The sequence below is a fragment of the Paraburkholderia sp. GAS334 genome (assembly GCF_050436625.1).
Classification (GTDB): Bacteria; Pseudomonadota; Gammaproteobacteria; order Burkholderiales; family Burkholderiaceae; genus Paraburkholderia.
Window position 1 is genome coordinate 393766 of record NZ_JBNDMO010000005.1, and the last position, 26240, is coordinate 420005.

At 60.4% G+C, this 26240-nt stretch carries 29 protein-coding genes and 2 pseudogenes; 13 read left to right on the forward strand and 18 right to left on the reverse strand.

The annotated features are described in order from the left end of the window. The first annotated feature begins 140 nt into the window (after window positions 1–140). Window positions 141–1172 (forward strand): hypothetical protein, encoded by a 1032-nt coding sequence (locus P3T21_RS12720; RefSeq protein ID WP_429256278.1) that lies wholly within the window; start codon window positions 141–143, stop codon window positions 1170–1172. 96 nt (window positions 1173–1268) lie between these two features. Here the strand turns inward: P3T21_RS12720 and P3T21_RS12725 are convergent, their stop codons facing one another. Further along, window positions 1269–1826, reverse strand: a complete 558-nt coding sequence (locus P3T21_RS12725; RefSeq protein ID WP_429256279.1) for an NADPH-dependent FMN reductase — start codon at window positions 1824–1826, stop codon at window positions 1269–1271. A gap of 400 nt (window positions 1827–2226) precedes the next feature. Between P3T21_RS12725 and P3T21_RS12730 the strand changes: the two genes are divergently transcribed. Continuing rightward, window positions 2227–2397 carry a hypothetical protein gene (locus P3T21_RS12730; protein WP_429256280.1) on the forward strand — a complete coding sequence of 57 codons (171 nt, stop codon included), beginning with the start codon at window positions 2227–2229 and terminating at the stop codon, window positions 2395–2397. Window positions 2398–2449: 52 nt separating this feature from the next. Here the strand turns inward: P3T21_RS12730 and P3T21_RS12735 are convergent, their stop codons facing one another. Continuing rightward, entirely contained in the window at window positions 2450–2683 is a 234-nt protein-coding gene (locus P3T21_RS12735) for a DUF6723 family protein (RefSeq protein WP_429256281.1), read from the reverse strand. Window positions 2684–2753: 70 nt separating this feature from the next. Continuing rightward, window positions 2754–3038, reverse strand: coding sequence for a hypothetical protein (locus tag P3T21_RS12740; protein WP_429256282.1), 285 nt, complete (start codon window positions 3036–3038; stop codon window positions 2754–2756). Between the two features lie 899 nt (window positions 3039–3937). Here P3T21_RS12740 and P3T21_RS12745 point away from each other — a divergent pair. Continuing rightward, window positions 3938–4546 (forward strand): RNA polymerase factor sigma-70, encoded by a 609-nt coding sequence (locus P3T21_RS12745; protein ID WP_429256283.1) that lies wholly within the window; start codon window positions 3938–3940, stop codon window positions 4544–4546. Beyond that, the gene (locus P3T21_RS12750) at window positions 4527–4736 is read left to right on the forward strand and encodes a zf-HC2 domain-containing protein (protein WP_429256284.1); all 210 of its coding nucleotides are present in this window, start codon (window positions 4527–4529) and stop codon (window positions 4734–4736) included. Before P3T21_RS12745 ends, P3T21_RS12750 begins: the two co-directional genes overlap by 20 nt. A gap of 49 nt (window positions 4737–4785) precedes the next feature. Here the strand turns inward: P3T21_RS12750 and P3T21_RS12755 are convergent, their stop codons facing one another. After that, complete coding sequence (locus tag P3T21_RS12755) at window positions 4786–5076, reverse strand: DUF1272 domain-containing protein (RefSeq protein ID WP_429256285.1); 291 nt, start codon at window positions 5074–5076, stop codon at window positions 4786–4788. 517 nt (window positions 5077–5593) lie between these two features. Between P3T21_RS12755 and P3T21_RS12760 the strand changes: the two genes are divergently transcribed. Next, a complete protein-coding gene (locus P3T21_RS12760; protein ID WP_429256286.1) occupies window positions 5594–6559 on the forward strand; it encodes a sulfonate ABC transporter substrate-binding protein in 966 nt (321 codons plus the stop codon). A gap of 42 nt (window positions 6560–6601) precedes the next feature. Here P3T21_RS12760 and arsC read toward each other — a convergent pair whose 3' ends face one another. Continuing rightward, window positions 6602–6976 (reverse strand): arsenate reductase (glutaredoxin), encoded by a 375-nt coding sequence (arsC, locus tag P3T21_RS12765; RefSeq protein WP_429256287.1) that lies wholly within the window; start codon window positions 6974–6976, stop codon window positions 6602–6604. A 944-nt stretch (window positions 6977–7920) separates the two neighbouring features. Here arsC and parA point away from each other — a divergent pair. Then, window positions 7921–8583 carry a ParA family partition ATPase gene (gene parA, locus P3T21_RS12770; RefSeq protein ID WP_228883103.1) on the forward strand — a complete coding sequence of 221 codons (663 nt, stop codon included), beginning with the start codon at window positions 7921–7923 and terminating at the stop codon, window positions 8581–8583. Window positions 8584–8607: 24 nt separating this feature from the next. After that, window positions 8608–9678, forward strand: coding sequence for a ParB/RepB/Spo0J family partition protein (locus tag P3T21_RS12775; protein ID WP_429256288.1), 1071 nt, complete (start codon window positions 8608–8610; stop codon window positions 9676–9678). 62 nt (window positions 9679–9740) lie between these two features. On the opposite strand, the gene P3T21_RS12780 is transcribed toward P3T21_RS12775, so the two are convergent. Continuing rightward, on the reverse strand, window positions 9741–11093 hold the full coding sequence (locus P3T21_RS12780; RefSeq protein WP_429256289.1) for a replication initiation protein: 1353 nt from the start codon (window positions 11091–11093) through the stop codon (window positions 9741–9743). A gap of 1839 nt (window positions 11094–12932) precedes the next feature. Between P3T21_RS12780 and P3T21_RS12785 the strand changes: the two genes are divergently transcribed. Next, window positions 12933–14138 carry a DNA-binding protein gene (locus tag P3T21_RS12785; protein ID WP_429256290.1) on the forward strand — a complete coding sequence of 402 codons (1206 nt, stop codon included), beginning with the start codon at window positions 12933–12935 and terminating at the stop codon, window positions 14136–14138. 123 nt (window positions 14139–14261) lie between these two features. Here the strand turns inward: P3T21_RS12785 and P3T21_RS12790 are convergent, their stop codons facing one another. The 3 genes from P3T21_RS12790 to P3T21_RS12800 all read right to left on the reverse strand — a co-directional run bounded on the left by P3T21_RS12790 (window position 14262) and on the right by P3T21_RS12800 (window position 16604). Continuing rightward, window positions 14262–15296: a tyrosine-type recombinase/integrase gene (locus tag P3T21_RS12790; RefSeq protein WP_429256291.1), complete on the reverse strand. Its 1035-nt coding sequence runs from the start codon at window positions 15294–15296 to the stop codon at window positions 14262–14264. A gap of 158 nt (window positions 15297–15454) precedes the next feature. Next, window positions 15455–15850, reverse strand: a complete 396-nt coding sequence (locus P3T21_RS12795; RefSeq protein ID WP_429256292.1) for a DUF2471 family protein — start codon at window positions 15848–15850, stop codon at window positions 15455–15457. A gap of 127 nt (window positions 15851–15977) precedes the next feature. Further along, on the reverse strand, window positions 15978–16604 hold the full coding sequence (locus P3T21_RS12800; protein ID WP_429256293.1) for a helix-turn-helix domain-containing protein: 627 nt from the start codon (window positions 16602–16604) through the stop codon (window positions 15978–15980). 153 nt (window positions 16605–16757) lie between these two features. Between P3T21_RS12800 and P3T21_RS12805 the strand changes: the two genes are divergently transcribed. Then, window positions 16758–17957 carry a glycine C-acetyltransferase gene (locus P3T21_RS12805; protein WP_429256294.1) on the forward strand — a complete coding sequence of 400 codons (1200 nt, stop codon included), beginning with the start codon at window positions 16758–16760 and terminating at the stop codon, window positions 17955–17957. 15 nt (window positions 17958–17972) lie between these two features. Then, window positions 17973–19004 carry an L-threonine 3-dehydrogenase gene (gene tdh, locus P3T21_RS12810; RefSeq protein ID WP_429256295.1) on the forward strand — a complete coding sequence of 344 codons (1032 nt, stop codon included), beginning with the start codon at window positions 17973–17975 and terminating at the stop codon, window positions 19002–19004. 202 nt (window positions 19005–19206) lie between these two features. Here tdh and P3T21_RS12815 read toward each other — a convergent pair whose 3' ends face one another. Further along, window positions 19207–19857, reverse strand: coding sequence for a YceI family protein (locus P3T21_RS12815; protein WP_429256296.1), 651 nt, complete (start codon window positions 19855–19857; stop codon window positions 19207–19209). Between the two features lie 119 nt (window positions 19858–19976). Here P3T21_RS12815 and P3T21_RS12820 point away from each other — a divergent pair, with 119 nt between their 5' ends. From P3T21_RS12820 to P3T21_RS12830, 3 genes are all read left to right on the forward strand, one after another. Beyond that, a complete protein-coding gene (locus tag P3T21_RS12820; protein ID WP_429256297.1) occupies window positions 19977–20678 on the forward strand; it encodes a TetR/AcrR family transcriptional regulator in 702 nt (233 codons plus the stop codon). Beyond that, a complete protein-coding gene (locus P3T21_RS12825; protein ID WP_429256298.1) occupies window positions 20675–21154 on the forward strand; it encodes a DUF1348 family protein in 480 nt (159 codons plus the stop codon). The genes P3T21_RS12820 and P3T21_RS12825 overlap by 4 nt, the downstream gene beginning before the upstream one ends. Before the next feature lie 213 nt (window positions 21155–21367). Further along, window positions 21368–21886, forward strand: coding sequence for a hypothetical protein (locus tag P3T21_RS12830; RefSeq protein WP_429256299.1), 519 nt, complete (start codon window positions 21368–21370; stop codon window positions 21884–21886). A 58-nt stretch (window positions 21887–21944) separates the two neighbouring features. Here P3T21_RS12830 and P3T21_RS12835 read toward each other — a convergent pair. The 8 genes and pseudogenes from P3T21_RS12835 to P3T21_RS12870 all read right to left on the reverse strand — a co-directional run. After that, a pseudogene (locus P3T21_RS12835) lies at window positions 21945–22520 on the reverse strand (aldehyde dehydrogenase family protein); the annotation flags it as partial. Window positions 22521–22576: 56 nt separating this feature from the next. Then, window positions 22577–22741, reverse strand: a pseudogene (locus P3T21_RS12840) (methylmalonate-semialdehyde dehydrogenase (CoA acylating)); the annotation flags it as partial. Between the two features lie 280 nt (window positions 22742–23021). Further along, window positions 23022–23483 carry a MarR family winged helix-turn-helix transcriptional regulator gene (locus tag P3T21_RS12845; protein WP_429256300.1) on the reverse strand — a complete coding sequence of 154 codons (462 nt, stop codon included), beginning with the start codon at window positions 23481–23483 and terminating at the stop codon, window positions 23022–23024. 229 nt (window positions 23484–23712) lie between these two features. Further along, complete coding sequence (locus P3T21_RS12850; RefSeq protein WP_429256324.1) at window positions 23713–24105, reverse strand: VOC family protein; 393 nt, start codon at window positions 24103–24105, stop codon at window positions 23713–23715. Between the two features lie 106 nt (window positions 24106–24211). Further along, window positions 24212–24484 carry a hypothetical protein gene (locus P3T21_RS12855; RefSeq protein ID WP_429256301.1) on the reverse strand — a complete coding sequence of 91 codons (273 nt, stop codon included), beginning with the start codon at window positions 24482–24484 and terminating at the stop codon, window positions 24212–24214. A gap of 51 nt (window positions 24485–24535) precedes the next feature. After that, window positions 24536–24982, reverse strand: coding sequence for an OsmC family protein (locus P3T21_RS12860; protein WP_429256302.1), 447 nt, complete (start codon window positions 24980–24982; stop codon window positions 24536–24538). A 74-nt stretch (window positions 24983–25056) separates the two neighbouring features. Next, window positions 25057–25503, reverse strand: coding sequence for an Ohr family peroxiredoxin (locus tag P3T21_RS12865; RefSeq protein ID WP_429256303.1), 447 nt, complete (start codon window positions 25501–25503; stop codon window positions 25057–25059). A gap of 251 nt (window positions 25504–25754) precedes the next feature. Beyond that, window positions 25755–26240: aminotransferase class I/II-fold pyridoxal phosphate-dependent enzyme (locus P3T21_RS12870; protein ID WP_429256304.1), on the reverse strand; the 486-nt coding region annotated here is incomplete at its 5' end.

The following is a 26240-nucleotide window of genomic DNA, read 5'->3' on the forward strand; positions in this document are numbered from 1 at the left end:
GCCATGGGCGCGGCCTGGCACGAGGCGTCTGACGACCCGGCATGATCGTTGCGTCACTCTGATAGTTGGACGGCGACGCGCCTCGCGCCGCGCGATCCGGCCTCACCGGACCGGTCCTGCAAAACTGGAGGGAGGCAGCCATGCGACACACAGTGATAGGGTTATTCGACACTTACACCGAGGCCGAAACCGCGCGCGACACGCTCGTACAGACCGGTTTCGCCCGCTCCGACATCGAACTGCAGGCCAATCCTGTTCCGCCGTCCGGAGCCGAAATCGACCCAGCCGCCGACCCCAATGCCGCCGGACACGGATTCATCGCGAACATCGAGCGTTTTCTGTCGAGCCTCTTCGCCTCTGGACCTCGGCCCGCCGATCCGGCAATGACTGCGCGCTACACCGACGCTGTACGTCGCGGCGCGGTACTCGTGTGCGTGAGCGCAGCGAGCGGGTCGCACGCGGAACTCGCCGAACGGACGCTGAAGAAGCTTGGTGCGATCGAAACAGGCGAACGCTCGCCGAACTGGGATTCACCGATGGTGGACACGACAACCGCCCGCGACCATTCGATACTCGATGAACTGGGCATCGGCGCGGCTGGCGCCATGCCGCCGCCGCTTTCGCCGTCCACGCGGCCGGTCAGCGAGCCGGTGCCGCAGGCGCCTTCGGCTGCGGTACGGCCATCGGTTGACCCGGTCGATCCGCCCGGCGGCGCCGACCCAATGCGCGTTCAACCACGCGACCACGCGCCGTTGGCCGGCACGCCGGCAAGCTACGACACGCCGGGGCGTTACGACGACGCGGCGCGCGCTGTCTCAACAGGCGCCGTGCCGGGATCAGGCGCGTACATGGCGCCCGCCGCGCCCGCAGCTGGCGGTGGCAGCATAGGCGCGCCAATTCCGGACGAATTTCTCGAGTACGAGGAGGACTTCCGCGGTCACTATGACGAGAAATATGCCGGCCAGGGCGCGCGCTACGAAGACTATTCGGGCGCCTATCACTACGGCGCGAAGATGGGTCAGGACGTGCGTTACCGCGACCGTCCCTGGGAAGATATCGAGCCCGAAGCCCGTCGTGACTGGGAAACGACGCCTAACGGCGATACGTGGGAACGCTTCAAGGCGGCCGTGCGTCACGGCTGGGATCGCGTGACCGGACACCACCACGTTTAACCGGTTGAATTTTCGTCCAGCGTGTAGCAGGACACGCGGCGCTCCTTCTGGAAGCGCCGTCTTTTTGCGTGCTTTCGCTAGTGGGCTTTTGAGGCGCTAACGCGTTCCACCATGCGTTTTGACCCACGCGACATAGCGATCGATAAACGACTGGAAGAACTTGCGCGTGTCATCGCTGAGGATCTTGCCGTTTTCATCGATCGCGGCCGGATTGTGCTTGATGAACATTTCCGGCTGGCCGAGCGTCGCGACATCGAGGTATGCGAGCACGTTACGCAGATGCTGCTGCGCGAGCGCCGTACCGGTCGCGCCGGGCGAGGTACCCACGACCGCGCCAGGCTTGTCGCCCCATGCGTTTTTGCCCCACGGCCGCGAGGCCCAGTCGAGCGCGTTCTTCAGCACGCCGGGGATCGAACGGTTGTATTCCGGTGTCACGAACAGCAGACCGTCGGCTGCCTGGATTTTCTGCTTGAACTCCCGCGCGACCGGCGGGAAATCGGCATCGTAATCCTGGCTGTAGAGCGGCAATCCGCCGATGTCCACAAAGTCGAACGAAAAGTCGGCCGGCGCGAGCGACGTCAGCGCGTGCGCCAGTTGCCTGTTTGTCGAATCCCGACGCAGGCTGCCTACGATAACCGCGATCTGATAAGCCATCTTCGTTTCCTCGGTTGGAGCGCGTGAAGCGCGAAAGGTCCGAATGGTCAATCATAGGCGGTCATCCGCGCGGGCGTTGACAGAAGGGAGAAGGGCCGTTCGCCGGATGGGTCGGTGCGCCGCACTGCCCGCCGCCAGTGGATAACCTGAGGTGCGCCCGAGATATCCACAGTTTCGCTGAACAACCTTGTGGATAAGTGGGCTACAAACCTTGTCCATCAAGGGAGTCGCCCGGTATTTCATCCGGTACGCATAAACGACAGAAAATCTGGGGCAGCAGCCCGGGACACGTTACAACATATAACTGAACCACTGCTCACGCGGCGGCATCGAACCTTAACGGGCTATGATGTTTTCCCGGGGAGTGGAACCTGACGATCAGATAAAAAACGGAGGTCTCATGCCTTACCGACCCGAAGCGACACGCCCCTTGCGTGATCGCCGTATTGAGTACACCGTCGCAGACGACGCCCGCGCAGAGCGGCGCAAGCAGGATTCCGTGCATATTGATTCCGGCGCGGGCAAGTGGCGCTACAAACCCGTTCCGACGGTGCCCAAGACGCCTGAGTAGTGATGTCCACGGATACGTTGCTGCCCGGACGCTCTACCGTCTGACGCGGCCTTTACTCGGGAACCGCGATATCGGCGTCGACCAGATGCCAGCCGTAGGTTTCCGCGTAATGCTGCGCTTCGGCTGCGTTCTCGAAGAGCGGCATGTCCGCCTTGCCCTGAAACGGATAAATCACCCGTTTGTCGTGCAGACGTATAACTTTCAGCGTCGGCAGCGTGCCGCTTGTGGTCCGGCATGAAGCCGCGGTGACGTTGTAATCAGCGCGGCTCGTTCTCGTCTGCTGCATTCAAATCTCTCCTTTTCAATCGATTAGTCGAACTGCCGGATGGTGGCCGCCGGCATGTGCGGCCTTCTATTCAAAGGCCGGCGATCGACTGCCCCGCAATTTCGCCATCGATGATGCGTTCAGCGTGATCGGTCGACGCGCGACGGGCTTCTCCCGCGCCCTCGAACGGCACGATGCTGGAGACGCGAAAGACACGGCTCGACGTGAGCGTGTTGCCATCGCCGCGACGGCAGATTCTGACCGCGGCATCGAAGCCCTGATCGTAGTGATGCGATCCATCGACGCCACGCGGCTGATGCGGGTAGACAAGTGGATAAATTTCGAGACCCCGATAACTTCTAACGATGTTGTCCATGATGACTCCGGATGCATTGATCGCTGGCTGCGCACGACGTTAGCGGCTCGGGCCGATGGGTGCGAAAGACAGTGACGCGTGAAGACGTGCGCAAATGACGTCGGGCGGAAAAATCCGCACAATCCGTCAGCGTGTAGTTCTGGGAAAGCAGGCCCGGTTGGATCCGGGCTGGCGGGGAGCGAAGGAATCGTGTCCGATCTGGCGTGCGTCGATACGCGAAGCTTTTCGCTTCATCGCACGAGCGATCGACGGAGGGAAAGCGGAAGACCCACTGTAACACGTCTGCTTCGCGCTCAGTCAGATCCTTTCGGATCGCCCACAACGGGTTCTTGCGATGAAAGACGCGTTCACGAGAAGCGTTGTCCGGATGCCTTTTCATCGCGTTCGGGCGCGGGCAATGCGTCGGCGCGATGCGTTCTGCAGCGCGCCCGATGAAATTCGCAAGCCTCCTGTCATAAAGCCGTGATTCGCACGACAAAGCCGGGATGACTTGAACCGGGCTGCTGCCCGCGACACGCAGAATTTCGTCTTGCGGCACGACAACGTGCGAGAGAATGGCGGGCAGGCAAGCTCGAGCCAATCCACGCCGCGAACCGAGACCCGCGTGCCCAAAGCCGGCGCTCGCTTCGTGCGGTGGGAGTTACAGGCTATTTTCTGACCGTGCCACGCACCTGAGCCCGCGTCGGCACCAACCCCGTCATCGCACACATGAATACGATTGATTCCGCGGACAGAGACAACAGCAATCATGCAATCACATCGACGACCACAGGAACCCGACCGCCGCACATTGTGCGGTCGGGCGCGGGCGCGGCAGGTCACGATGCGCTGGACGCGCGTGCTGATGCGGCGCGGGTTTATCTGTCAGGGTGTGGCTTTGTCCGGCAGGGGCGGTGCGTATGACGTCCCCGGCGCGGCCAGCATTCGACGATCCTGCATACCTGACTCAACTACGGCGCGACCTGCTGCGCTTCGCGCGACTGCAACTCCGCGACGCAGCAGCCGCGGAGGACGCAGTTCAGGAAGCGCTCACCGCAGCCTGGACACAGGCCGATCGCTTCGCGGCACAGTCGGAGCACAAGACATGGGTCTTCGGCATCCTGCGTCACAAGCTGGTCGACACGTTGCGTGCACGGCATCGCACGGTGAACATCTCGGCGCTCGAATCTGAACTCGACGACGAATCCGTGCTCGACCGTGAACTGTTCAAGGAGAACGGCCACTGGTCGGCGCAGGCGAAGCCGCGTCCGTGGCCAACGCCCGAAACCGCGTTGCGTCAGCAGCAGTTCTGGGAACTGTTCGAGATCTGTCTCGACCATCTACCCGAACACATCGGGCGCGTATTCATGATGCGTGAGTTTCTCGAACTGGAGACGGCCGACATCTGCACCGAACTTCAAATGACGGCAAATCACTGCAGCGTCCTGATCTACCGGGCGCGACTGCGATTGCGCACCTGCCTCACCGAGAAGGGCTTTTCTAGCGAGGATGCCAATGGGCAAGTGTAAGCACATCACGCGACTGTTATCCGACGCGCTCGACCGCCCGTTGACAGCGGGCGAGTGGATCGCCATCGGCGTTCATCTGCCGACATGCAGCGGTTGTCGCAACTACCGGCGACATATCAGCCTGCTGCGCGAAGCGTCACAGGAAATCAACGGCACCGCGCGCGGCCCCGAGGCTGGCCAGGACGAGTAAGCTTCCTGGCACGGCAACGCCGCCGTGTGCGCAGCGGTGGCTATGTCGATCAGCGCGCTGCCGGTGGCGTCGCGCGATAGCGCTCGAAAAACCCGGCGTGCGACATCTCGTCGATCTTCGCTTCGTGCCGCTCCGCACTCGCCGGATGTTTCGCGAGCATCGCCTTCGGACGATTCGGCCGGCGCTGAAAATTGCCACCGCAATTCGGACAGACATTGCGCAGCACGGTTAGCGCGCAGACCTCGCAGAATGTGCATTCGTATGTGCAGATCATTGCGTCGGTGGCATGCGGTGGCAGCGATTTGCCGCAACCTTCGCAGGACGGTCTCAATTCCAGCATTGCAGGGCTCCAGATCGGCATAGTACGGGCAACGTGCGTTGTGCGCGGCAACGCTCCGGCTTGAGTTAACCAGTCTAGCGACGGGGCGCACCGCGCTGTTGCCAGTCAGCGGTCAATTCCTGCCAGCACGCGACGGGCATGTTTGAAGCGCATCGCGTTACCGGTTCGTTGGTTTTCGCCATCCGAACACGTGTCAGGTCAGGACGCCTCATAACACGAGCGTCAAAGCCAGCCCAACCACCGAGACGATTGTCTGCGGGGATGCACGATGGTTCCTGGTGTCGGTTGACGCGGCTACATGAGAAGGACACCTGGATTGTAGCGGGCGCTGAAGAGCGATACATCCTGGCCATTCGGCCAATACGGCGTGTGGCGCACCGGTCTGTTCTAGTGGTCGTCACGAAAGGGCGACGTGATTTGCTTATGCGAATCCATCGGTTCGTTTTTGTCGCCGGGCGTTTTATTGTTGGGCGCAATCGGTCCGTCTTGCGTCCGTCGAAACGTCGAAATCTCTCTTATGTCACGATCTTTTTCATTGACGCGTCGCGCATTTATCGTCGGCGCTGGCGCCTCGCTGGCCGCGGCGGCCCTGCCCGTTTTCGCTGACGCGTCGGCGAAGGAACTGCGCATTGGTTACCAGAAGGCCGCGAGCACACTGGTGTTGCTCAAGTCGCATCAGACGCTCGAGAAACGCCTCGCGCCGCTTGGCGTGACGATCAAATGGACGGAGTTTCCGGCAGGTCCCCAACTGCTCGAAGGCTTGAACGTCGGCGCGATCGATTTCGGTTACGTGGGCGAAGCACCGCCGGTGATTGCGCAGGCAGCAGGCGCAAACTTCGTCTACACCGCCTATGAAGTGCCGACGCCGCACGCCGAGGGCATCCTCGTCCACCGGGATGCGTCGATCAACACGCTCGCGGACCTGAAGGGCAAGAAAATAGCGCTCAACAAGGGTTCCGATGTGCACTGGTTTCTGGTTGCCGCGCTTCAGAAAGCGGGCGTGAAGTATTCCGAGATCCAGCCCGTCTTCCTGCCGCCTGCGGACGCACGCGCCGCGTTCGAGCGCGGCGCTATCGACGCATGGGCGATCTGGGATCCCTTCCTCGAAGCGGCAAAGCGCCAACCGAACGCTCGACTGCTCGCCGATGCGAGCGGCATCGTGGATCATCACCAGTTCTTCCTGAGCGCACGGCCATTCGCGCAACAGAATGGCGACGTGCTAGCCATCGTGATCGAAGAAGTTGGCAAGGAAGGCGCATGGGTGCGCGGCCACTACGCAGAGGCGGCGGCCCAGCTCGCGCCGATCCAGGGGCTCGATGCGAATGTGATCGAAGCGGGTCTTCGCCATTACGAACACATCTACAAACCGGTCGACGCCAGTGTGCTGGCCTCACAGCAGCGTATCGCGGATACCTTCGCTGAACTACGGATCATCCCCACAAAAATCGTCACTCGAGATGCTGTTCTTGTAGCCCAGGGATGATTTGCGCACCGATGCGTTGCTTTTGATCAGGCTGTTTCTTCGCTATTGACCGTCCGCCTCGTCGAACAGCGCTACCACGTTCTCCGGCGGACGACCGATGACCGCGCGCCCGTTCCGCACGACGATCGGCCGTTGTAGCAGAATCGGATGCGCTGCGATTGCTTCGTATAACTGATTGTCTGTCTTCGCGTCATCGGCGAGACCCAACTCGCTGAATTCCCGCTCAGTGTCGCGAAGCATGTCGCGCACGGGACAACCCAGCATCCGGTTGAGCTCCTTCAGTTGAGCGACCGTCAACGGGTTCTTCAGATATTCAACGATTTCCACCGGTTCGTTCTTCGGGTTGACGGCGTTGGCGACAAGGTCGCACGCGCCTCTCGATTTCGAGCAGCGAGGGTTGTGATAGATGGTGATCATGAGTGGATGCAGATTGCGGATCGTTGAGCAACTGAGAGTGTACTGATTCTGGCCGTTCCCGGCTTAGGGTTGCGAGGATGGTCGACGGGTTCTCGAATGCGTTTCCGGATCGGACGAAGGGCGGGCATCGCGATTTGCGAAGTCCGTGCCCGCGCGACGGCTTTCGGGTGATGTCGGCTCGTGTTCGCGTCGCCGGTCCACGTACTTTCGTCGCTTTCGATTTTTAGCGTCGCTATTCCGCAGCGCTAGCTGTTGCTGCCCGCGGGGCGATAAGGGGTGCGTGCTTGTTGCCGGAGTTGGGTACGGAGTGTTGGTATTGAAGGGCTACGAGACGCCGGGAAGAACCAGATCTTCATTCCGTTCAGATCGAGGGTAGCCAAACACATGCGACTCCCAACTGCAGAATGCGGCGCCTTTTGATCGTAGGTCGTCGAATAAACGCGTCCGCGATTGCTCTCCGGATCCGGCACGTCCTACGGGTCATTCAGTTTGCGTGGCAGAACTGGATTTCGATCGACTGTGGCAACTGCTACGCCTGGTGGAAGCAACATCAACCTCGCGTCTCATTTTTTATCGACAGGCGAAGCGCCGCCCCCTGGTTTATGCGCATAAACGCGAATCCGGCAAGACCTGCCAGTTAGCGCAGGGCGACTCCCTCGCCGGTCCGTCGACGTGCAAACGCATTGGAAGCAGGACCCGAGAATCACAATCCGTCTCGCAGCGATATCGATATGAATCGAGCGGCCTGCTCTCAACGCGCTCTAAGTTCACTTAGCGTCCGCAGGTCTGAAAACCACCTCCGCGGCCCAAATCACCAGAGGCACGTCCGTTTATGCGCATAAACCTTGGCCGAATGGTTAATTCGTCGTGCCTAAGCTACAAAATCATTGAAATCAAAATTCATCACGGTAGAATCCATCAGCGTCTAAAAATGAGGTGAAGAATTGGCAGCTGAAATCATCGCGGTCACGCAACAAAAAGGCGGAGTCGGGAAGAGCACCATCGCCATGCATCTAGGCGCCGCCTTCCACGAAAAAGGCAAGCGCGTCCTCGTTGTAGACGCCGATGGTCAGAACACCCTCGTTCACTGGGCAAGCGCATCGTCTGATGGAGAGTCGGGAATCCCGTTTCCCGTCGTCAATCTTTCCGAGGCGGGCGGCCAGATCCATCGCGAGATCAAGAAGTTCGTCGGGGACTACGACATCATTGTCGTTGACTGCCCGCCGTCCATCACCGAGAAAGTCTCCGGCGTTGTCCTGCTCGCCGCCACCGTTGCTGTCATTCCCACTTCTTCGTCGCCTGCGGACTATTGGTCGAGCGTGGGCCTCGTCAAACTCATTCAGCAGGCACAGGTTATGAATGAGGATCTTCGCGCGGTCTTCCTTCTAAACAAAACAGAAGAGAAGCGCATGCTGACCCGCGAACTCAAGCGCGCGCTGGAAGAACTCGGTTTCCCGTTGCTCAAAACGCAGATCCCGACGCGCGAAGCCTATAAACAGGCTATGGCGCTTGGACAGACCGTCCTGCAGATGAACGACCGCGGCGCTAAACTCGCCAGCTTCGAAATACGGGCGTGCGCGAATGAGATCGCCGCCTTGCTTCCCTGAATTTATGCGCATAAAGGACCCTGAATGAAACCCTCTCAATTCGCAAAAGGCTTCCAGGCGCGTCCGGATACGACCAGCAGCGAAAAGCGCACCGCGCTTGATCGACTTAACGCCATTGATGGACTCGTCCAGCGCAACGACGCGAAGTCTCCGGAGGCGCCAGGCCGTTCGAGCCAACCCGACATCGCGGTCGTCGCCGTCGCCGACGAAACAGCACACTCGCAGACTGCGAGTGAATCGGCCGAATACCACGCCTGGCGCATTGAACACGGGTACCGCCCCGGGCAGGTGATTGAACTTGCGCTGAAGACGATCAAGCCGAGCCCGTTCAATCCGCGTCATTTCTACTTGAAGTCGTCGATTGCCGAACTCGCCGTCAATCTTGCGAAGCAGGGGCAACAACAGGCGATCCACGTGATCCCTGACTATGACAGTCCGGGGAGCTATTTCGTCAGCGACGGCGGTCGCCGTGTTCGCGCATTGAAAGAGGCGAACAAAGACTCCGTCAAGGCGATCGTTATCGATCTCCCGATCGGTATCCAGAGCTACAAACTCGGCTACGACCTCAATGTTCAGCGCGATTCGCAGACCGTCTTCGATAACGCCGTCGTCTGGAAGCGCTTTCTCGACGACAAACATTTTCAAAGCCAGAAAGAACTCGCGGAACACCTCGGTCTCGACGAATCGACGGTTGCCGTCGCGTTGTCGATCTCCAAGCTACCTGAAACGGTCATGCATGAAATGGTTGCACGGCCGGATCGCTTCGGCTCGAACATGGCCTATCAGGTCGGCAGATATCACAGCGCGCGCGGCGCTGATGCGACACTACGCCTGATCAACAAGATCCTCTCTGACGACCTGAGCACGCGACAGGTCGCTGACATCGTCAAGGGCAGGGCGTCGGCACAGGAAAGCTCAAAGCCAGCAGGGCGTCAACGCTACGCCCAACGACTTGATATCAAGCTCGACGGCATGACGGTTGGAGATTTGAAATCGTACGGGGACGATCGTCTGGAACTCAGGTTGCGTGGGCTTTCGCGCGAAAAGCGCGATGACATTCTGAAGCAGATTGAACAGATGCTGCTGCCGAAGTAACGCAGCAAACCACTCGGGATGCGTGCCGACTCGGGCGGGCATCCCGATAGCACGCCGCGGCGTCAGGCGGCTCTGGACTGGCTCAGGGTGAAGGCGAGCAGATCGCCATCGGTAGGATCGCCCCACGTCTTGCGAGCCAGCCAGTCGAAGAAAGCCGTTTCCGCGAGCTTCGAATCCAGGCCGCGACGGCGCCAGTCGTCACGCATATGCGCACCCAGCGCCGGCAGCTCATCTTCCTCGAATGACTGGCGCGCCAGATCCCGTTCCGACTCACCCTGCTCGTCGTAAAGTGCGCGCGCCTCCTTGCGACGGTAGGCGGAATATTCGCCAAGCAGCCGCGCCTTCAGATCGTCCGCCGGCACGGCGGTCGCGATGCCCTTGACGCCATCCACAGACGGCAGCGCTTCGACCGGCGGGGCGTAGCCCTTCTTCAACGCGTCCTTGAACAGCGCCGGGGCGCTGCGTACCGGCGGCAACGTGGTGCTGCGCATACGCTGCTCGGTCATCTGCAAGGCCGCACGGATCCGGTTTTCCTCACTATCGGCGTAGAGCGTCTGCGCCTCTTTCAGCGGAATGCCGATCTTCACCATCCGATCGACGAGCGTGCTGTCAAAGACGTTCGGATGTTCATCGAGCGCCAGCATCGGCTGCTTGCGCTCTGTGACGCGAAACTGGATCTCCGCGACCCTCCGGCCTTCGCGATGCTCGATCAGCTCGACGAAGATGTTGGTCACGGCATTCACTTCCGCAATCGCGGGGCGAAGATAGTCGCGCTTGAAGTACTTATATTCGCGCTTTGCTTCGTCACCGGCTTCAGTGTCCGGCGTGCCAGACAGGATAGGGCGCCACCACTCCCAAGCCTCGCGCATCGTCAGATGGCTCGGGTTCGTCAGGTAACGAACGCAGATTTCATAGAGCGCAAGACCCGCACTGCTACGCAACTGGCTCTGGAATTGCAGACTCAGCCGCGCGTACTGCACCGGATCGAGCAGCTTTTTCTTGATCTTCGGCGCGAATGAAAATTCCACCCACACACGCCGGGTCGCCGGATCCTCAAGAATTTCCGCGTCGGCGATCAATGTGGAAATGCCCCACTTGCGGCCAGGCTTCTGGCTCGAGGTACCCGTGCTCCATTCCACCTGCACCGACACCATCCGCCGCAGATGCTCCTTAACAAGCGCCGTGTCGTTCGAATCGAAGGCAGAGTTCGCGACGATGTCGGACAGCAACGCGCGATAGGTGTCGCCGGATTCGTCTGCCTGCTGAGCCACCGCAAGCAGCACATTGAACAGCTTCCGGGTAAGCAGTGTGATCTTGCCGCTCTTAGGCTGAATGGCAATAGCCTCAACGGCCTTGCGCAATTCGGCGGAGCTCGGGCTCACCACATCAGTCTTCTTCGCGCGCTTCGTGGCCATGCGTCGGGTCGAGGAGGGATTTGGCGAAAGGATACCGGCTGCGGTGAAGCACGTCTATAGGGCGCCTCTCACCATTGCCGGTGAAGTGTGTTTACGAACGGCAACTCACCTCGAACCCTTCCTGTAAGTCCTCACCGCCGCTGAATTGTAGTCGCGGCGGTGAGCGTTGCCCGTCGCGGGGTCTGGAAAAGTAGTTCAAATTGAGCCCGATATTCGAGGTAATTTCAGCTCCCGTATCAACTCACCGACCAACTTCGTCGCAATTTTGCGACGCCGGTCGCCCAAAGCAGCACTAATCCATGATTTTGACGACGGGGATCGAAAAAAACGGAGCGGACACCTCTTCGATCTGGCCGTGCGGGCATTTTGAGCCGGGAAAATCGATAAGACCGTCCAGCCCGGCACCGCGGAGGAGGGTCCAGACGGGCAAAAGGATCGATAGAAGGGAACGTAGTCCCGAAAAACCTCACCTTTGACGCTCGCGAAGGCCCGTTTACCCGGGATCGTCGTCCGAGTGGCACACCAGATCAACGTTTTTACTCCCGAAAAAGCTCACCATTGGGCAAACGAAGGCTGCCGGGCGTGTCGCGCATTGGGGGTCCCGGAAACTCTCACCTTTCGGCAACCTGAGAAAAATAGCCAATCATTCCCGGCACTTACCATCGATTCATCAAGCTTTGTCTCGGGGTGGACACGCTCCCGTAAATACTCACCGAAAGGCTTTCATGGATCGCCGTGCTCTCAAAGAGGAAAATCCAGCGCACCTCCCGCATTTCCTCACCATTCAATCTTGAATCGATCGAAAAGTCTTCTCACCGACGAACGCCGGCGGCGCCTTTCCGGTGAGTAACCGCAAACTATCCCCCGAAAAACCTCACCCGTCTGGAACGCATCACGAAACCGGGGTCCTGAAAAAGCTCACCATGGACACACGGGGCAGGGCAATCGTCGAATTCCATGGATATCCCGATTCACGTCCCGAATCTCCTCACCTTTGCGGATTCTGGCGCCCCTCGATGCCAGAAATCATGATTCGAGGTGAAGGCATCGATGACCGCAACTCCCGTAAATACTCACCGCAAGGCACTCAACCGCCCAAAAATGGGGCGTTTGGGCATCCGAGCCCCGAAAAACCTCACCTTCGAGTCGTGTTCTGTCCCGTTATGACTCACCACTCGTCGTTTTGGAGCCAAAAATCGGGCAAAACGAAGGCCCTGGCAGCGTCCCGCAGGTGCTCACCCGCGGAATTCAACTTTCTTCAGTCGTCTTTCAGGTCAATACTGGCCCACCGGCCGATCGGGTCCCGAAAAAACTCACCTTTGCCGCACCCTCACCTCAGGCAGCGCTCCCGAAGCCGCTCACTCACTGTCCTGAACCATCTCACCCACCTCCCTGAACCCCATCACCGCGGCGTCCCGCGAATCCTCACCAACTGTCCCGTAAAGCTTCACCTCACCGGCCGGAGATCCTTACCAGGTAAGGGTTTGCCGCGGCGTTAACGTTTTTAACCTAGGTTCAAGGGTGTTTACTTCTATTACTCTCAACGAGAACCTTGCGGTGTCGCCGGAAAATTTCCGGACGTCAAAATCGAGCCCATCATTACGCTTCGTGAAACAGTCCCAATTTTGCCGACAACGTTGTAATCTCCTTTATTTACAGTCGCTTATTGGCTATTCTTCGTTTTGTTTCACGGTAATTCCCTCTCATTGAGCAACAGACGTGATCAGGAAGCGATCCAGGACAGCACCTGCGCAGTAACCACACCTCGAAGCATAAATTCGTATCGTTTACTACGTAAATTGTTATGATTCGCTGAATCGTGGTTTCATCGAGGCATGAATGAACTCAGACGAAGAACGCCGGGCTATCCGCCAGGAACTTGAGTTGATGCGCGCAAACGGCGCGCGCCGTCAGGAACTGTCGCTTCACGCATGCAAGCGACTTTTTTTTGACCTGGGCATACGACCTTCAATGGCGACCGTGCGCGACCTGACTCAAACGGGTAGCGCAAGTGACATTCCGAAGGACATCGACAGTTTTTGGGAGCGCATTCGCGGCGCATCGAAGGTGCGTATTGGCGTTGGCGCCATTCCGAAAGCACTTGAAGACCGTGCGGGTGAATTACTGGGTGAGTTGTTCCAGGAGGCGATGACGCACGCGCGTTCCACCCTCGACGAAGATCGCGAGGCGATGCAGGCTCAGCTCCAGGCCGCCGAGCAGAAAACCCGCGAAGCGGAGATTCGTCGGGACGCGTCGGAAGAAGCTGTCGAACGCGCCGAAATTCGCGCCGACTCAGCCTGGAACCGGATCCGGGAACTGGAAACTGAGCTCGCTGCAGCAAATTCACATGGATCGGCGCATCAGGACAGTCTGCGGGCGACGGTTCGCCGCCTCGAAGCGGAAAATGAGACGCTCCGCAAACGCCTCGACACCGAGCAGGCAACCAATGCGGGATTGCGGGACCGGATCGACGCGCTGCACACGGACATGCTCCAAAGTACGGAACACTATGCGCAGCAGATCAAGGATGCGGTCGCCGAAGCCGAGCGCCGCGTGAAACCGATGCTGGTCGAACTGGACTCGCTTCGTAGCATGGCCGCGACGTATCAGTCCGGCGTGCGCGACGCGAGCCGGAAGGAATTCGACTTCATCCAGCAAATTGCTTCTGCAAAGGCTCGCGGCGACCGCCTGGATGCGCAGGTGCGCGAGCAGTCGGACGAAATTGATGCATTGAGCAAGGAAGTCGCTGTTCTGCGGGCGCAGGAAGGCATCGACCCGGCGATCGCCGACCTGTTGTGCGCGCTTGCAGGTGCCGGACGCTTGACACCCGACGAACTTGGCGCGATCGGAACCTTGGCCGACGCTCAGGTCGCCCTTCCGCCGCACTGCCCGAAATGTGAGGAAGGTGAACCGGAGCTGTCGCAGGTCGATCACCGTTACGAATTGCTGTGTCCAGAATGCGACTACTCTTCGGGCTTGGGCGATTCGAGGCTCGAGGCCGTGGCCCGGTTTTTGTCCATCGAGCGCGTATCAGTGGAGAACTGAGTAGCGACAGCGCGATGCGCGTCCGAACTTACGTTGTTTACCGCGCTATATAGGTGAGCGGTTTCGGGAGCCGAAAGGTGAGCACTGTCGGGAGGAGATTTCCACCCGCGCACGGACCGGCGCCTAGGTGGAACGCTTCGCCGACGCAGGATCCGGTTCGTCGGACGCAGGTGTTTCCTGTTGACCTGTCCAGTTTTGCCACGCACGATGCAGTCGGTTCGCGGAGACAGGTTGCATGAATCCGAGCCACTGACCAACGAGTTCTGGCTCGACGCCGGTTTCAAACAGATCCGCCGCGAACGTATTGCGCAACGTATGCGGACTTGCACGCGCCGCGCGCGATCCTGCAATGCCCGCTGTCTCGATAAGTGCATCGACCGATCGCAACATCGTGGCCTTGTGCATCGGCCGTCCGGAAGGTGACGCGGGAAATACGAGGTTGCCGGCCAGTTCAGAGAGACGCCGTTCCGCCAGCCATGCATCCATGACAGCCACGGCGAACGGCGAGAGCCGTGTGCGTCGTGTAAAAGCGGGATTGGCCGCCTCGACCACAACCCATGGTGAACCCGAATTCACGCAACTAATGGTTAGCGTTCGAGCTTCGCCCGTCTTGAGTCCGCCTCCGAGAAAAACTGCAATCAACGCGCGGTCGCGACGTTCACGCCATCGAGCTGCAATGGAGAGGTCCGCCAAAGACGAGAACAGATGCGCGACCAGCATTGACCGCTCCACCGAAGTCAGGAATCCGGTAGGCTCATTATCGCGTGCATTGCGCCAGGCGGCTTCGCCGTCCTGGGCAATGAAGCGCGCCGGGTTCGTCGATGCCAGTTCGATCTCGCGGACGTGATCGAGAACGCGTTCGATCAGGCGCAAATACCTGACGCGTTGCGGTTTTCGGATATCGAGACCCGCGACGAAGTCAGCAATGGTCCGCATGTCGACAGTCGTGAGACTTCTGCGTCGAACCTTCAACCAGTCTAGAAATAATCCCCACTGCGCGCGATACACCTCGGCCGACGAGCGGCGGAAATTTTGTCCCGCCAGCCATGCGTCGAACGCAATGCGTGGGTCACGACGCCAGTCTTCCCTTTGCTGGTCGAACAGATCGGTGACTGCCGATGGCCGGTGCGACTGCGAGGAAGTAGGCGAAGTGACCATGATTGAATATCCGTTAGTTGCGTGGCAGTGTAGGTCATCCAGACTGGATTTTCCAGGCACGAGGTCTTCCACGGCTGGCAATAATCTGGAGGACGCTGCAACGACGGCTACGCACGGGAGCGTTCGAGTGCGCGCCCGGACTGAACGGGCATGCCCGTTCAGCCTTTCCACGCCCGGGTGCGCCGCGAGCGCATTGCCCCCGCATGCGCTGCCGCGGGCTGCGAGGATGCGTTGCGCGCCTTGTCATAGGCGCTGACAGCGAAGGCGAACACAGCGGGCAACGCGTTTGATGCGCCGAAGTCTGCGGTGTCGTCAGTCTCGGGGTACGGCAGGCCGTCCGGGCGCTGAAACAGCACCAGCAAAAACGCATCGTGGCGGCTTGCAAATCCCAGATCGGCGAGCGCCTCCGCCTCGATCGCGTGCAGCAACCGCCACGTTAGTGGCACCTGCTGCGCGATGTAGCGCTCTGCAATGTGACGCACGATGTGTTCGAGATCGCGCGCTGCCGCCTGGAAGCGCAGCGCGGCAAGGTCATGGTCGTTTGGATGGTTCATGTTCGGCTCCGGTCAATCCACCTGTACTGTACAAATATACAGTGGTTGACGCAACCTCGGCCATTCGGCCGAGGCGCCAGATGTTCGCCGCTGCGCTATCGTGCAAGGGTTACATCAGATCGGAGCATCACCCGTGGATCACGACCAGCAACGCTTTGGCGTCGCCTTTTCCGATGTTGCGGATCGCGTGCGGTTCGTCGGCGATATAGCGCGCCGTGTCGGCGGCCTTCAGCTTGCGGTGCGTGCCCGCCGCCTCGATCTCGATCGTGCCGTTCAATACTGTCAGGTGTTCGCGCGTGCCGGGTTCGTGTGCGTTCGAGACGAGCGCCCCGCCCGGCTGCAGCGTCAGTTCGTACCACTCGAACTTCCCGGCCAGTTCAATCGGCCCCCACACGCGCAATTGATAGCGGCCGTCGTGCCCGCTCAGCGTCGGAATCTCGTGCGGCCCGGACACGGCAATTGCTTCGGGCGGCTTCTGCTGCGCGAACAGCGAATCGAGGCTGACGCCGAGCGCATTCGTCAGGCGCCACGCCACGGCGATCGTCGGGTTGGCCTTGTCGCGCTCGATCTCCGACAGCATCGACTTCGACACGCCCGCTGCGCGCGAGAGGTCGTCGAGCGTCATCCGTCGTTCGCCGCGCAAACGCTGGATCTGTTCGCCCACGCGCGGTGGCGCCGCGACCGTCGCGGTGGACTGGGCAGTGGATGCGGGCGCGGACAAAGTCGAAGCGCGCCGTGTCCCGGAACTTGCCATCGGGTGACCTATCGTTTAAAGTTGTTCGACATATCGAACTTTAGTTCGAAAAATCGAATTTATCCGGTAAAGCTGACAGCCGACTATAACAGGCTGCCGGTCCGCGAGCTATTGCCACGGCGTGATCCGCCGACCCATTCAGGAGCCTGATTCATGCGTGATCCCTTTCTTGCCCATCTGCGCAGCACGATTGACCAGATTCGCAGCGATGGCTTTTACAAGACCGAACGCGTGATCGCCAGTCCGCAATCGGCCGACGTGCGCCTCGAAGGCGGCGCCGAGGTGCTGAACTTCTGCGCAAATAACTATCTCGGTCTCGCTAACGATCCGCGGCTGGTTGCTGCGGCGAAAGACGGTCTTGATCGGGACGGGTTCGGCATGGCGTCAGTGCGTTTCATCTGCGGCACGCAGACGGTGCATAAGGAACTGGAGCGCGAGATCTCGGCGTTTCTGCAGACGGAAGACTGCATCCTGTACTCCAGCTGTTTCGACGCGAACGGCGGTTTGTTCGAAACCCTGCTCGACGAATCCGACGCGATCATCAGCGACGAACTGAATCACGCGAGCATCATCGACGGCGTGCGGCTGTCGAAGGCAAAGCGCTTTCGCTATAAGAACAATGATCTCGCCGATCTTGAGGCAAAGTTGCGCGAAGCCGATGCGGCTGGCGCGCGATTCAAGCTGATCGCCACCGACGGCGTGTTTTCGATGGACGGCATCATCGCCGACCTCGCGGGCATCTGCGACCTCGCGGATCGTTACGGCGCGCTTGTTATGGTCGACGACTCGCACGCAGTCGGCTTTGTCGGCGAACGCGGACGCGGCACGCCGGAGCATTGCGGTGTGCTGTCGCGCGTCGACATCATCACGGGTACGCTGGGTAAGGCACTGGGCGGCGCATCGGGCGGGTACGTCGCCGCGCGCAAGGAAATCGTTGAACTGCTCCGGCAGCGTTCACGTCCGTACCTGTTCTCGAACACGTTGACGCCGAGCATCGCCGCGGCATCGCTGAAGGTGCTCGAACTTCTCGCCAGCGACGAAGGCGCGAAGCTGCGCGAGCGCGTGCGCGCCAACGGCGCGCATTTCCGCGGTGCGATGAGCGCGCTCGGCTTCAAGCTCGTGCCGGGCGAGCATCCGATCATTCCCGTCATGCTTGGCGATGCGCAACTCGCGTCGCGTATGGCCGACGCGCTGCTGCAAGAGGGTGTCTATGTCATCGGTTTCTCGTTTCCCGTTGTGCCGAAAGGCCGCGCCCGCATCCGCACGCAGATGAGTGCGGCGCATACGCCTGAACAGATCGATCGCGCCGTCGACGCGTTCGCGCGAGTTGGCCGAACGCTCGGCATTATCTGAAACGGAGCCTCCAACATGAAAGCACTCGCCAAACTCGAACGCGCTCCGGGACTCACACTCACGCGCGTGAAAAAACCCGAAGTCGGTCACAACGATGTGATGATTCGCATCACGCGCACCGCGATTTGCGGCACAGACATTCATATCTGGAAATGGGACGACTGGGCGCAGAAGACGATTCCTGTGCCAATGCACGTCGGGCATGAATATGTTGGCGAAATCGTCGAGATGGGGCAGGAGGTACGCGGCTTTGCAATTGGGGACCGTGTATCGGGCGAAGGCCACATTACCTGCGGGTTTTGCCGCAACTGTCGCGCAGGCAGGCGTCACCTGTGTCGCAATACGGTGGGCGTTGGTGTCAATCGCGAGGGCGCGTTTGCCGAATATCTCGTGATTCCAGCCTTCAACGCATTCAAGATTCCGCCCGAGATTTCCGACGATCTTGCCGCGATCTTCGACCCATTTGGCAACGCGACGCACACCGCACTCTCGTTTAACCTCGTCGGAGAAGATGTTCTGATCACCGGTGCTGGACCGATCGGCATCATGGCTGTCGCGATCGCGAAGCACGTCGGCGCCCGCAACGTGGTGATCACCGATGTCAACGACTATCGTCTCGACCTCGCTCGAAAGATGGGCGCAACGCGGGCGGTCAATGTCTCGCGCGAATCGTTGCGCGATGTCATGGACGATCTCCACATGACCGAAGGCTTCGACGTCGGGCTTGAGATGTCCGGCGTGCCGAGCGCGTTTACAGGCATGCTCGAAGCGATGAATCACGGCGGAAAGATTGCGCTGCTCGGCATTCCGCCTGCGCAGACAGCGATCGACTGGACTCAGGTGATCTTCAAGGGTCTCGAAATCAAGGGCATTTACGGACGCGAGATGTTCGAGACCTGGTACAAGATGGTCGCGATGCTGCAAAGCGGGCTCGACCTGTCGCCGATTCTCACGCATCGTTTTCCCGTCGACGACTACGAGCTCGCATTCGCAACGATGCTTTCCGGCGAAAGCGGCAAGGTCATTCTCGACTGGACGACGGTCTGATTCAGCGCCCCGTCGCGTGTTGTCGGCGCGACGGGGCGCCCGTCTGCCGCGACGCAACGCAACGCAACACTGCTGGCGTAGCAACGGCCACGCGTGTCGCGTCGCGACACGCGCCGGCGTCCCGTTGCGACGCGCGCCCGACGCATCACCACCACCTCACCACGACCCCCGCCGCCCACCCACACAATCAAACATTCGCACACTAAACTCCCGCGGGCGGCTTCACGAATTCGGCCTGAATGCGCACATGCAGGTCATCGCCGACGGCCGGATACCACGTCGACAGACCGAACTTCGCACGGCTGAAATGGCCGTCCGCCGAAAAGCCGAGGGTGTCCTTCTTTGTGAGCGGATCGGGCGCAAAGCCGTTGAACGTCACGTCGAGTGTGATTGGCTGCGTAGTGCCGTGAATCGTCAGATCACCGCTCAGCGTTCCGCGCGATTCGCCGGTGCGCTCAAAACGTGTACTCACAAAACGTATCTCCGGATAGCGGAGAGCGTCCAGCATCTGTTCGCCTTTCACCATCCTGTCCAGAAGGGGCACGTTGGTATCCACGCTTGCCGCGTCGATCACGACGGCCACTGAACTTTTATCGAGGCCGCCCGGATTCCAGTCGAGTTGCGCCGTCTTGCGATCGAATCGCATCGTGAAGCGCGAATACTTGAAGTGATCGACGTCGAACGTAATGCTGCAATGGTCTGGATCAAGCGTGTAGTGCCCGACGGGAACGCGGGTTTCCGTCGTGCTTACCGTATGCGTGACGACCTGAAGTGGCGTGCAGGCGGCAGCCGTTGCAAGCACCGTGAGAAAAAGAACGCGCGTGAAAGCCGCACGAAGCGTGAGTGTCCGCATGACGTCGATCCAGGTTTCGAAGGACACCACGATAACGCAAAGCGCCGAAGCCGAACCAGATCCAGCCCGATTCAACATCGCTACTTGACAAGGGAGAATGATCGTTCTACCTTTCGTGCATGGCTACCTCCAATGACAACCCGTCAACAGCCGGCGCGCGCGAGCGGCTTCTCGAAGCTGCCGAGGCACTGATCTACGCCGGCGGCATTCACGCGACCGGCGTGGACGCGATCGTCCGTCAGTCCGGCACGGCGCGCAAAAGCTTTTATACGCATTTCGGTTCGAAGGACGCGCTCGTCGCCGCCGCGCTCGAACGACGTGACGAACGCTGGATGAACTGGTTCACCGGCAACACGCTGAATCGCACGACGCCGCGCGGGAGGCTCATTGGCATGTTCGATGTGCTGCGCGAGTGGTTCACGTCGGACGATTTCCATGGCTGTGCATTCCTCAACGCCGCCGGTGAAATCGAGGCCGCCGACGATCCGATCCGTGTCGTCGCACGCGAACACAAGGAGCGTCTATTGCGCTTCGTGCGCTCGGTTTGCGATGACTACGTCGTATCGATCGACAAAAACGCCACCAGCAAAAACGCCACCAGCAAAAACGCCACCGATCAGGACGCAGGACACGCTGCGCGTCTGTCGCGTCAATGGCTGATCCTGATTGATGGCGCGATCGGCGTGGCGCTCGTCAGCGGCGACCCCGATGCCGCGCTCGATGCGCGTGCCGCAGCCGAACGGTTGCTGGAAGCAGAACCCGCAGTCTCTCGCCCGTCGGCCCGGCGGGCGTCCACCCGAGCTCAGGAGAAGAAGTCATGACCGAACCGATCGAAAGCCGCCCGCCCCTTCCCCCTTTCACGCGCGAAACGGCGATCCAGAAAGTACGTGGAGCAGAAGATGGGTGGAATACCCGCGATCCCGAGCGTGTGTCGCTGGCCTACACGCCGCAAAGCGTCTGGCGCAATCGCGCGGAGTTCGTCACCGGCCGCGCGGAAATCGTCGGCCTGTTGCGCCGCAAGTGGGCGAAGGAGCTCGATTACCGGCTGATCAAGGAGTTGTGGGCGTTTACCGATAACCGGATCGCCGTGCGTTTTGCCTACGAATGGCACGACGACTCGGGCAACTGGTTCCGCTCCTACGGGAACGAGAACTGGGAGTTCGATGCGAATGGCCTGATGGCGCATCGCCACGCGAGCATCAACGATATGCCGATCCGCGAGACCGATCGCCTGTACCGGTGGCCGCTCGGCCGTCGTCCAGACGATCATCCCGGCCTGTCGGATCTGGGCCTGTAGCCTCAGGCACGCGGGCCCTTATTTCACCGATTCGCCATCGGTTCTCCGTTATTGTTCTGCCTGAGCGGCACGCGGCGCAGTTCGCGTGCCCGCTTTTCCGAGCGTGCCTGCCACTTCGTGTCCTGTGGGTTGAGGTACAGTGCGCGACGGTGGTCACACAAACACTCGACAAGAACATGATCACGTCGGCATCCGACCGACGGCGGAGAGGACATGCGTTTCTGGCGCGCGAAAAACAAAATGGCATGCGCGGTTGTGGCAACAGCCGCGAGTCTGACAATGGCGACGGCCGCGCACGCGGCCGACTGGTGCAAGGGCGGCGTCTGGGCAGACGCGATGCTCGGGTCGTATCACATCAACCCGGATCCAAATGAACACTTCAACCAGTTCAATCCGGGGCTCGGCGTTGAATGCTGGTTGAACAACGAATGGGCGCTGACGGCTGGCGGCTTTCGCAATTCGCTGTCACGTCCGTCGTGGTATGGCGGCGGCGTCTGGTCGCCAGACTTCACGCACTGGGGTTTTGTGCGACTCTCGGTGATCGGCGGCATCATCTCAGGCTACAACTACGGCAACTGGGGACTCGGTCACGATCACACGATCGGGCCTGTGGTCGCGCCGATTCTGATGTTCGAATATAAGCGCGTCGGTGCGAACGTCATTCTGATTCCGCCGATCCCTTCGGATAATCTGCCGTTCACGATCGGGTTTCAGCTGAAGGTGAAGTTCTAGGACGTTTATAGTCGAGAGCGACTACCCGCCAGAGAGGCGTCGCCACGCTCAGGTCGGCTTACTTAGCCACGGGCATCGCGAATTCCGCACCTTTGGCGATGCTGTCGGGCCAGCGCTGCATGACGCTCTTGTAGCGCGTGTAAAAGCGCACGGCTTCCTGGCCGTACTGGTGATGATCGCCGAACAGCGATCGCTTCCAGCCCCCGAACGAATGCCACGCCGCCGGCGCCGGACTCGGCACGTTGATGCCCACCATGCCCACCTGAATCTGTCGCGAGAATGCGCGCGCCGCGCCTCCGTCGGATGTGAACAGCGATACACAGTTACCCAGTTCGTGCGCGTTGACGAGTGCTATCGCACTCGCGAGATCAGGCACGCGGACAACCGAGAGGACCGGCCCGAAAATCTCCTCTCGATAGATGCTCATATCAGGCTTCACGTCGTCAAAGAGCGAGCCGCCGAGAAAGAAGCCCTCTTCATGGCCGGGCACGGTATGGCCGCGACCATCGACGACGAGCCTGGCACCTGCCGCGACGCCCGCATCGATATAACCCGACACCTTGGCGCGATGCGCGGCGGTGACGAGCGGCCCCATGTCCAGATCGGGCTCCATGCCGCCGCCGATCTTGAGCGAGCGCGTTTCAGCGGCGCGGTTTCGCTCCAGGCCGGGAACGCGGCTTTCGCAGCGGCGACGGCGGCGGCGACTTCAGCTGCGTTTGCGAGCGGCACGCGGGCCGCCACCCGGCCTTGCGCCGGATCGAATACGTCGCCGAACCGCCCGCTCGCGCCAGCGGCGCGTTGACCGTCGATGAAATGACTCAGCTCGCGCACAGCGCCTTGATCGGCTTCGTTCATACGTTCCTCTGTGTGGGGATGCCGGCGCTGCTCGCGCCGCGCCTACTCATGCCCTCGAACATCGGTTGTTCGGCTTCAACGCCGATCGGGCCGACGGCTCCAATAGACGCGAATGTAGGCGCATTGACCCGGATCTCGAATACCCGCATCGGACAAACAGTCTTGCGCAGCGGGAACAAATCGCAATTTAACGAGGAGGCCGGCCCGCCTGCGCCACGGCCGCTGAGCTTTCGATTGGCCACGGCGCGAAAAGGATTGCGTCAATCGGGCTACTCAACGCTTATTCGCCGGCCTGGACTGCGTTGACGAGATTGTTACGTAGCGTCACGATCGCCTTCTGCACTTTCGCGAACTCGTCCGGCGCGAGGCCAGTTGCCTCGCTGAGATCCATCTTCAGGGCCTTTTCGCGCAGCCGTCGACCGTTTTTCGTGAGCCCGACTCGCACCTGACGCTCGTCTTCGGGATCGCGCTGCCTCTCCAGATAACCCATCACCTCGAGCTTCTTCAGCATCGGCGTGAGCGTGTTGGATTCGAGAAACAGCTTCTCGCCCAGACCACTGACGGTCTGGTGGTCTTCCTCCCATAGCGCAATGATGGTGATGTATTGCGTATAAGTGAGCCCAAGCTCTTCGAGGATCGGCTTGTACGCCTTGCCGAACGCCAGGTTCGCGGAGTAGATCGCAAAGCACAGATAGTCTGACAGCGGCACGGCCGCAGCGGGCGCATGGTTCGTAGTTTTCATCTGTATCCTCTTTGGCTAAAGCCCGATGTTCCGCAAGACATACGAAGTGTAATATATCGCATGCGATTATATCGCTATATAACGAATGTCGGGCCGCTGCCGCGTAGAGTACAACCGGTTGTCAATTTCGCCGGGCCCAGCTATTTCGCATCGTAGAGGTCTTGCGGCGGCGCCTGCCTGGCGCTATGGCCGCCGAAGGTCTAGAGCGCCTTTGTCGCCGTCGTTCGCTTCAGGCCGGCATGCGATACAGGGCGCCGAGCTTATTGCCGTCCGGATCGCGCAGATAGGCGAGATAGAGGCTGCCAAACGCGGCCTCACGCACGCCGGGCGGCGCCTCAGCCGATGTTCCACCGTTGGCGACCCCGGCGGCATGCCAGAGATCGACCAGCCTGGTCGACTGACAGGCAAAGCCGATCGTTCCGCCATTGGCAGCGGTCGCCGGCCGACCATCGAGCGGCTGCGTGATAATGAAAAGCCCCGTGTCGCCGCGATAGACATAGCGTCGACGCTGATCGTTGTCATCACTGAGACCGTCACCATAGCCGATCGCGCCTAGCACGGCATCATAGAATCGCTTTGCTTTTTCCAGGTCGTTGGTGCCGACCACTACATGACTGAACATTGTTTCCATCTTCCTTAGTAAATAAACCACGACCCATCCGATGCTGTGGCCGGCGCGCATGAAGAGCGACGATGCGCGACGGCCCAGCGACGGAGGGATGCGCGATCTAGTGACGTGCGAACAGGTTGTCGCGCGACGTCACGGCGACATGGCTCCCCGCCTGGGACAGTCCGGAGACTGCACCGCCATACGCCTCTTGCGAGCCAGTTACGCCGTCGCGTTCGGCGGCGAGGGTTTGCACGCTCTGACCGCGTTGCGACGCCGGCGCACCAACCGAGGGCCGATAAAAGGGGGCCGGTCCATAGCCGCTGGCGAATGCGGGAGCGGCGGCGGACGCCAACAATGCGACGAGCAGTGCAGCGACAAGTTTGGTCTTCATGATAGAAATTCCCTAAAAAGATGGTTAGTGAGACGCGCGTGCCTTATCCGATCACACCGTGACGATGTTCGTGCCGATCTCGATGTTGCCGCGCACAGACTTCGAGTACGGGCAGATCTGATGGGCCAGGTGCGCGATTGACTCGACGACTTCCTTTTCCAGACCCGGCACGCGGATGGTGAACTGGGCGCCGAGGAACCACGCGGCACCGGTCTGCCCAATGTTTACCTGGATGTCCACGGAATAGTCGGGCGGCAGCGTGACCTTCTTCAGCGAGGCCGCGATTCCGAACACGGTGGTGTAACAGGCCGACCAGGCACCCGCAAACAACTGCTCGGCTGTCGGGTGCGGCTCGGTGGCGATGAACTCGAGGCTTTCCACGCCGGGCGCTGTCAGCTTGAGGTCAAAGACGCCAAACTCGCCGCGCTGGAGACTGGGGTCGCGATTGACCGTGGCGTGGGAGTTGCCTGAGGCGAGGACTTTTTCGATCTTTTCCATGATGGATTCCTATGTGTATGAGGATATTAAGCGTATTTAAATCTTGCGCGATGTAATCGTATGCGGTGTATCGGTCACGCCGTGACGACGTTCAGGCCGACCTCGATGTTGCCGTGCACGGCCTTCGAGTACGGGCAGAGCTGATGGGCCTGGCGCGCGAGTGCCTCGACGACTTCCGTTGCCAGACCCGGCACGCGGATGGTGAACTGGGCGCCGAGGCAATGCCCGGTACCGACCGACCCAATGCTTACCTGGATGTCCACGGAGTAGTCGGACGGCAGCGTGACCTTCTTTAGCGAGGCCGCAATCTCGAACGCGCTGATGTAACAGGCCGACCACGCGCCCGAAAACAACTGCTCGGCTCTCGGGTGTAGCTCGGTGGCGATGAACTCGCGGCTTTCACCGTCGGGCGCTGACAGCTTGAGGTCGAGGACGCCGAGCTCACCGCGCTTGACATTGGGGTCGCGATTGACCGTGGCGTGGCTGTTGCCTGAGTGGAGGACTTGTTCGATCTTGGTCATGATGGATTCCTGTGTGAATAAGGGTGTTAGGCGGCTTAGATCGCATGCGATGTAATCGCTTGCGTCGAATAATGGAGAAAGACACGCCCGATGTCAATCGCAAAAGATTTAATCGCATACGATTTTTGATAGGCAGTTAGGGAAGAGGGTGATCGATCGGAGGTCGACCACGAGCGGAATCAGGCAAACAGCCTCTGGTGCTGACATGCCAGCGAATCCTGGCAGTCGGACTGCGCCGTCGCGACTGTCGGTCAGTAGGTCTGGTCGGCAACAACTCGGGCCACTGTTTCCAGCGACCGCTTGAGCGTGACCAGGTCGACAGAGCCGAGTGCCAATCGAATGGCGTGAGGCACGTGAGCTGACGTTGCGAACGGATGGGCCGTCGACACGGAAATGTGCTCGCGCATCAACGCCATCGCAATCGCGTCCGCGCGAACCTCCTGCGCCAGAGGAAGCCAGACGAAGTACGACGCGGGATGGCTGATCCTCTTGAGCCGGCCCAGAACCTCGGCGACGAGGTTCTGACGCAGCGTGGCATCACGCCGCTTGTCGTCTTCAAGCCGGGCCACCGTGCCGTCTTCCATCCATCCGCAGGCGATGGCAGTCATGGTCGCCGGGGTGTTCCAGGTCGTCGCCCGGATGGCTCGTTCGAGCTGGGGAACCCATTCGCGCGGCGCACAGACGAAGCCGACGCGCAGACCCGTCGCGACACTTTTCGACAAGCTCGACACATAGAC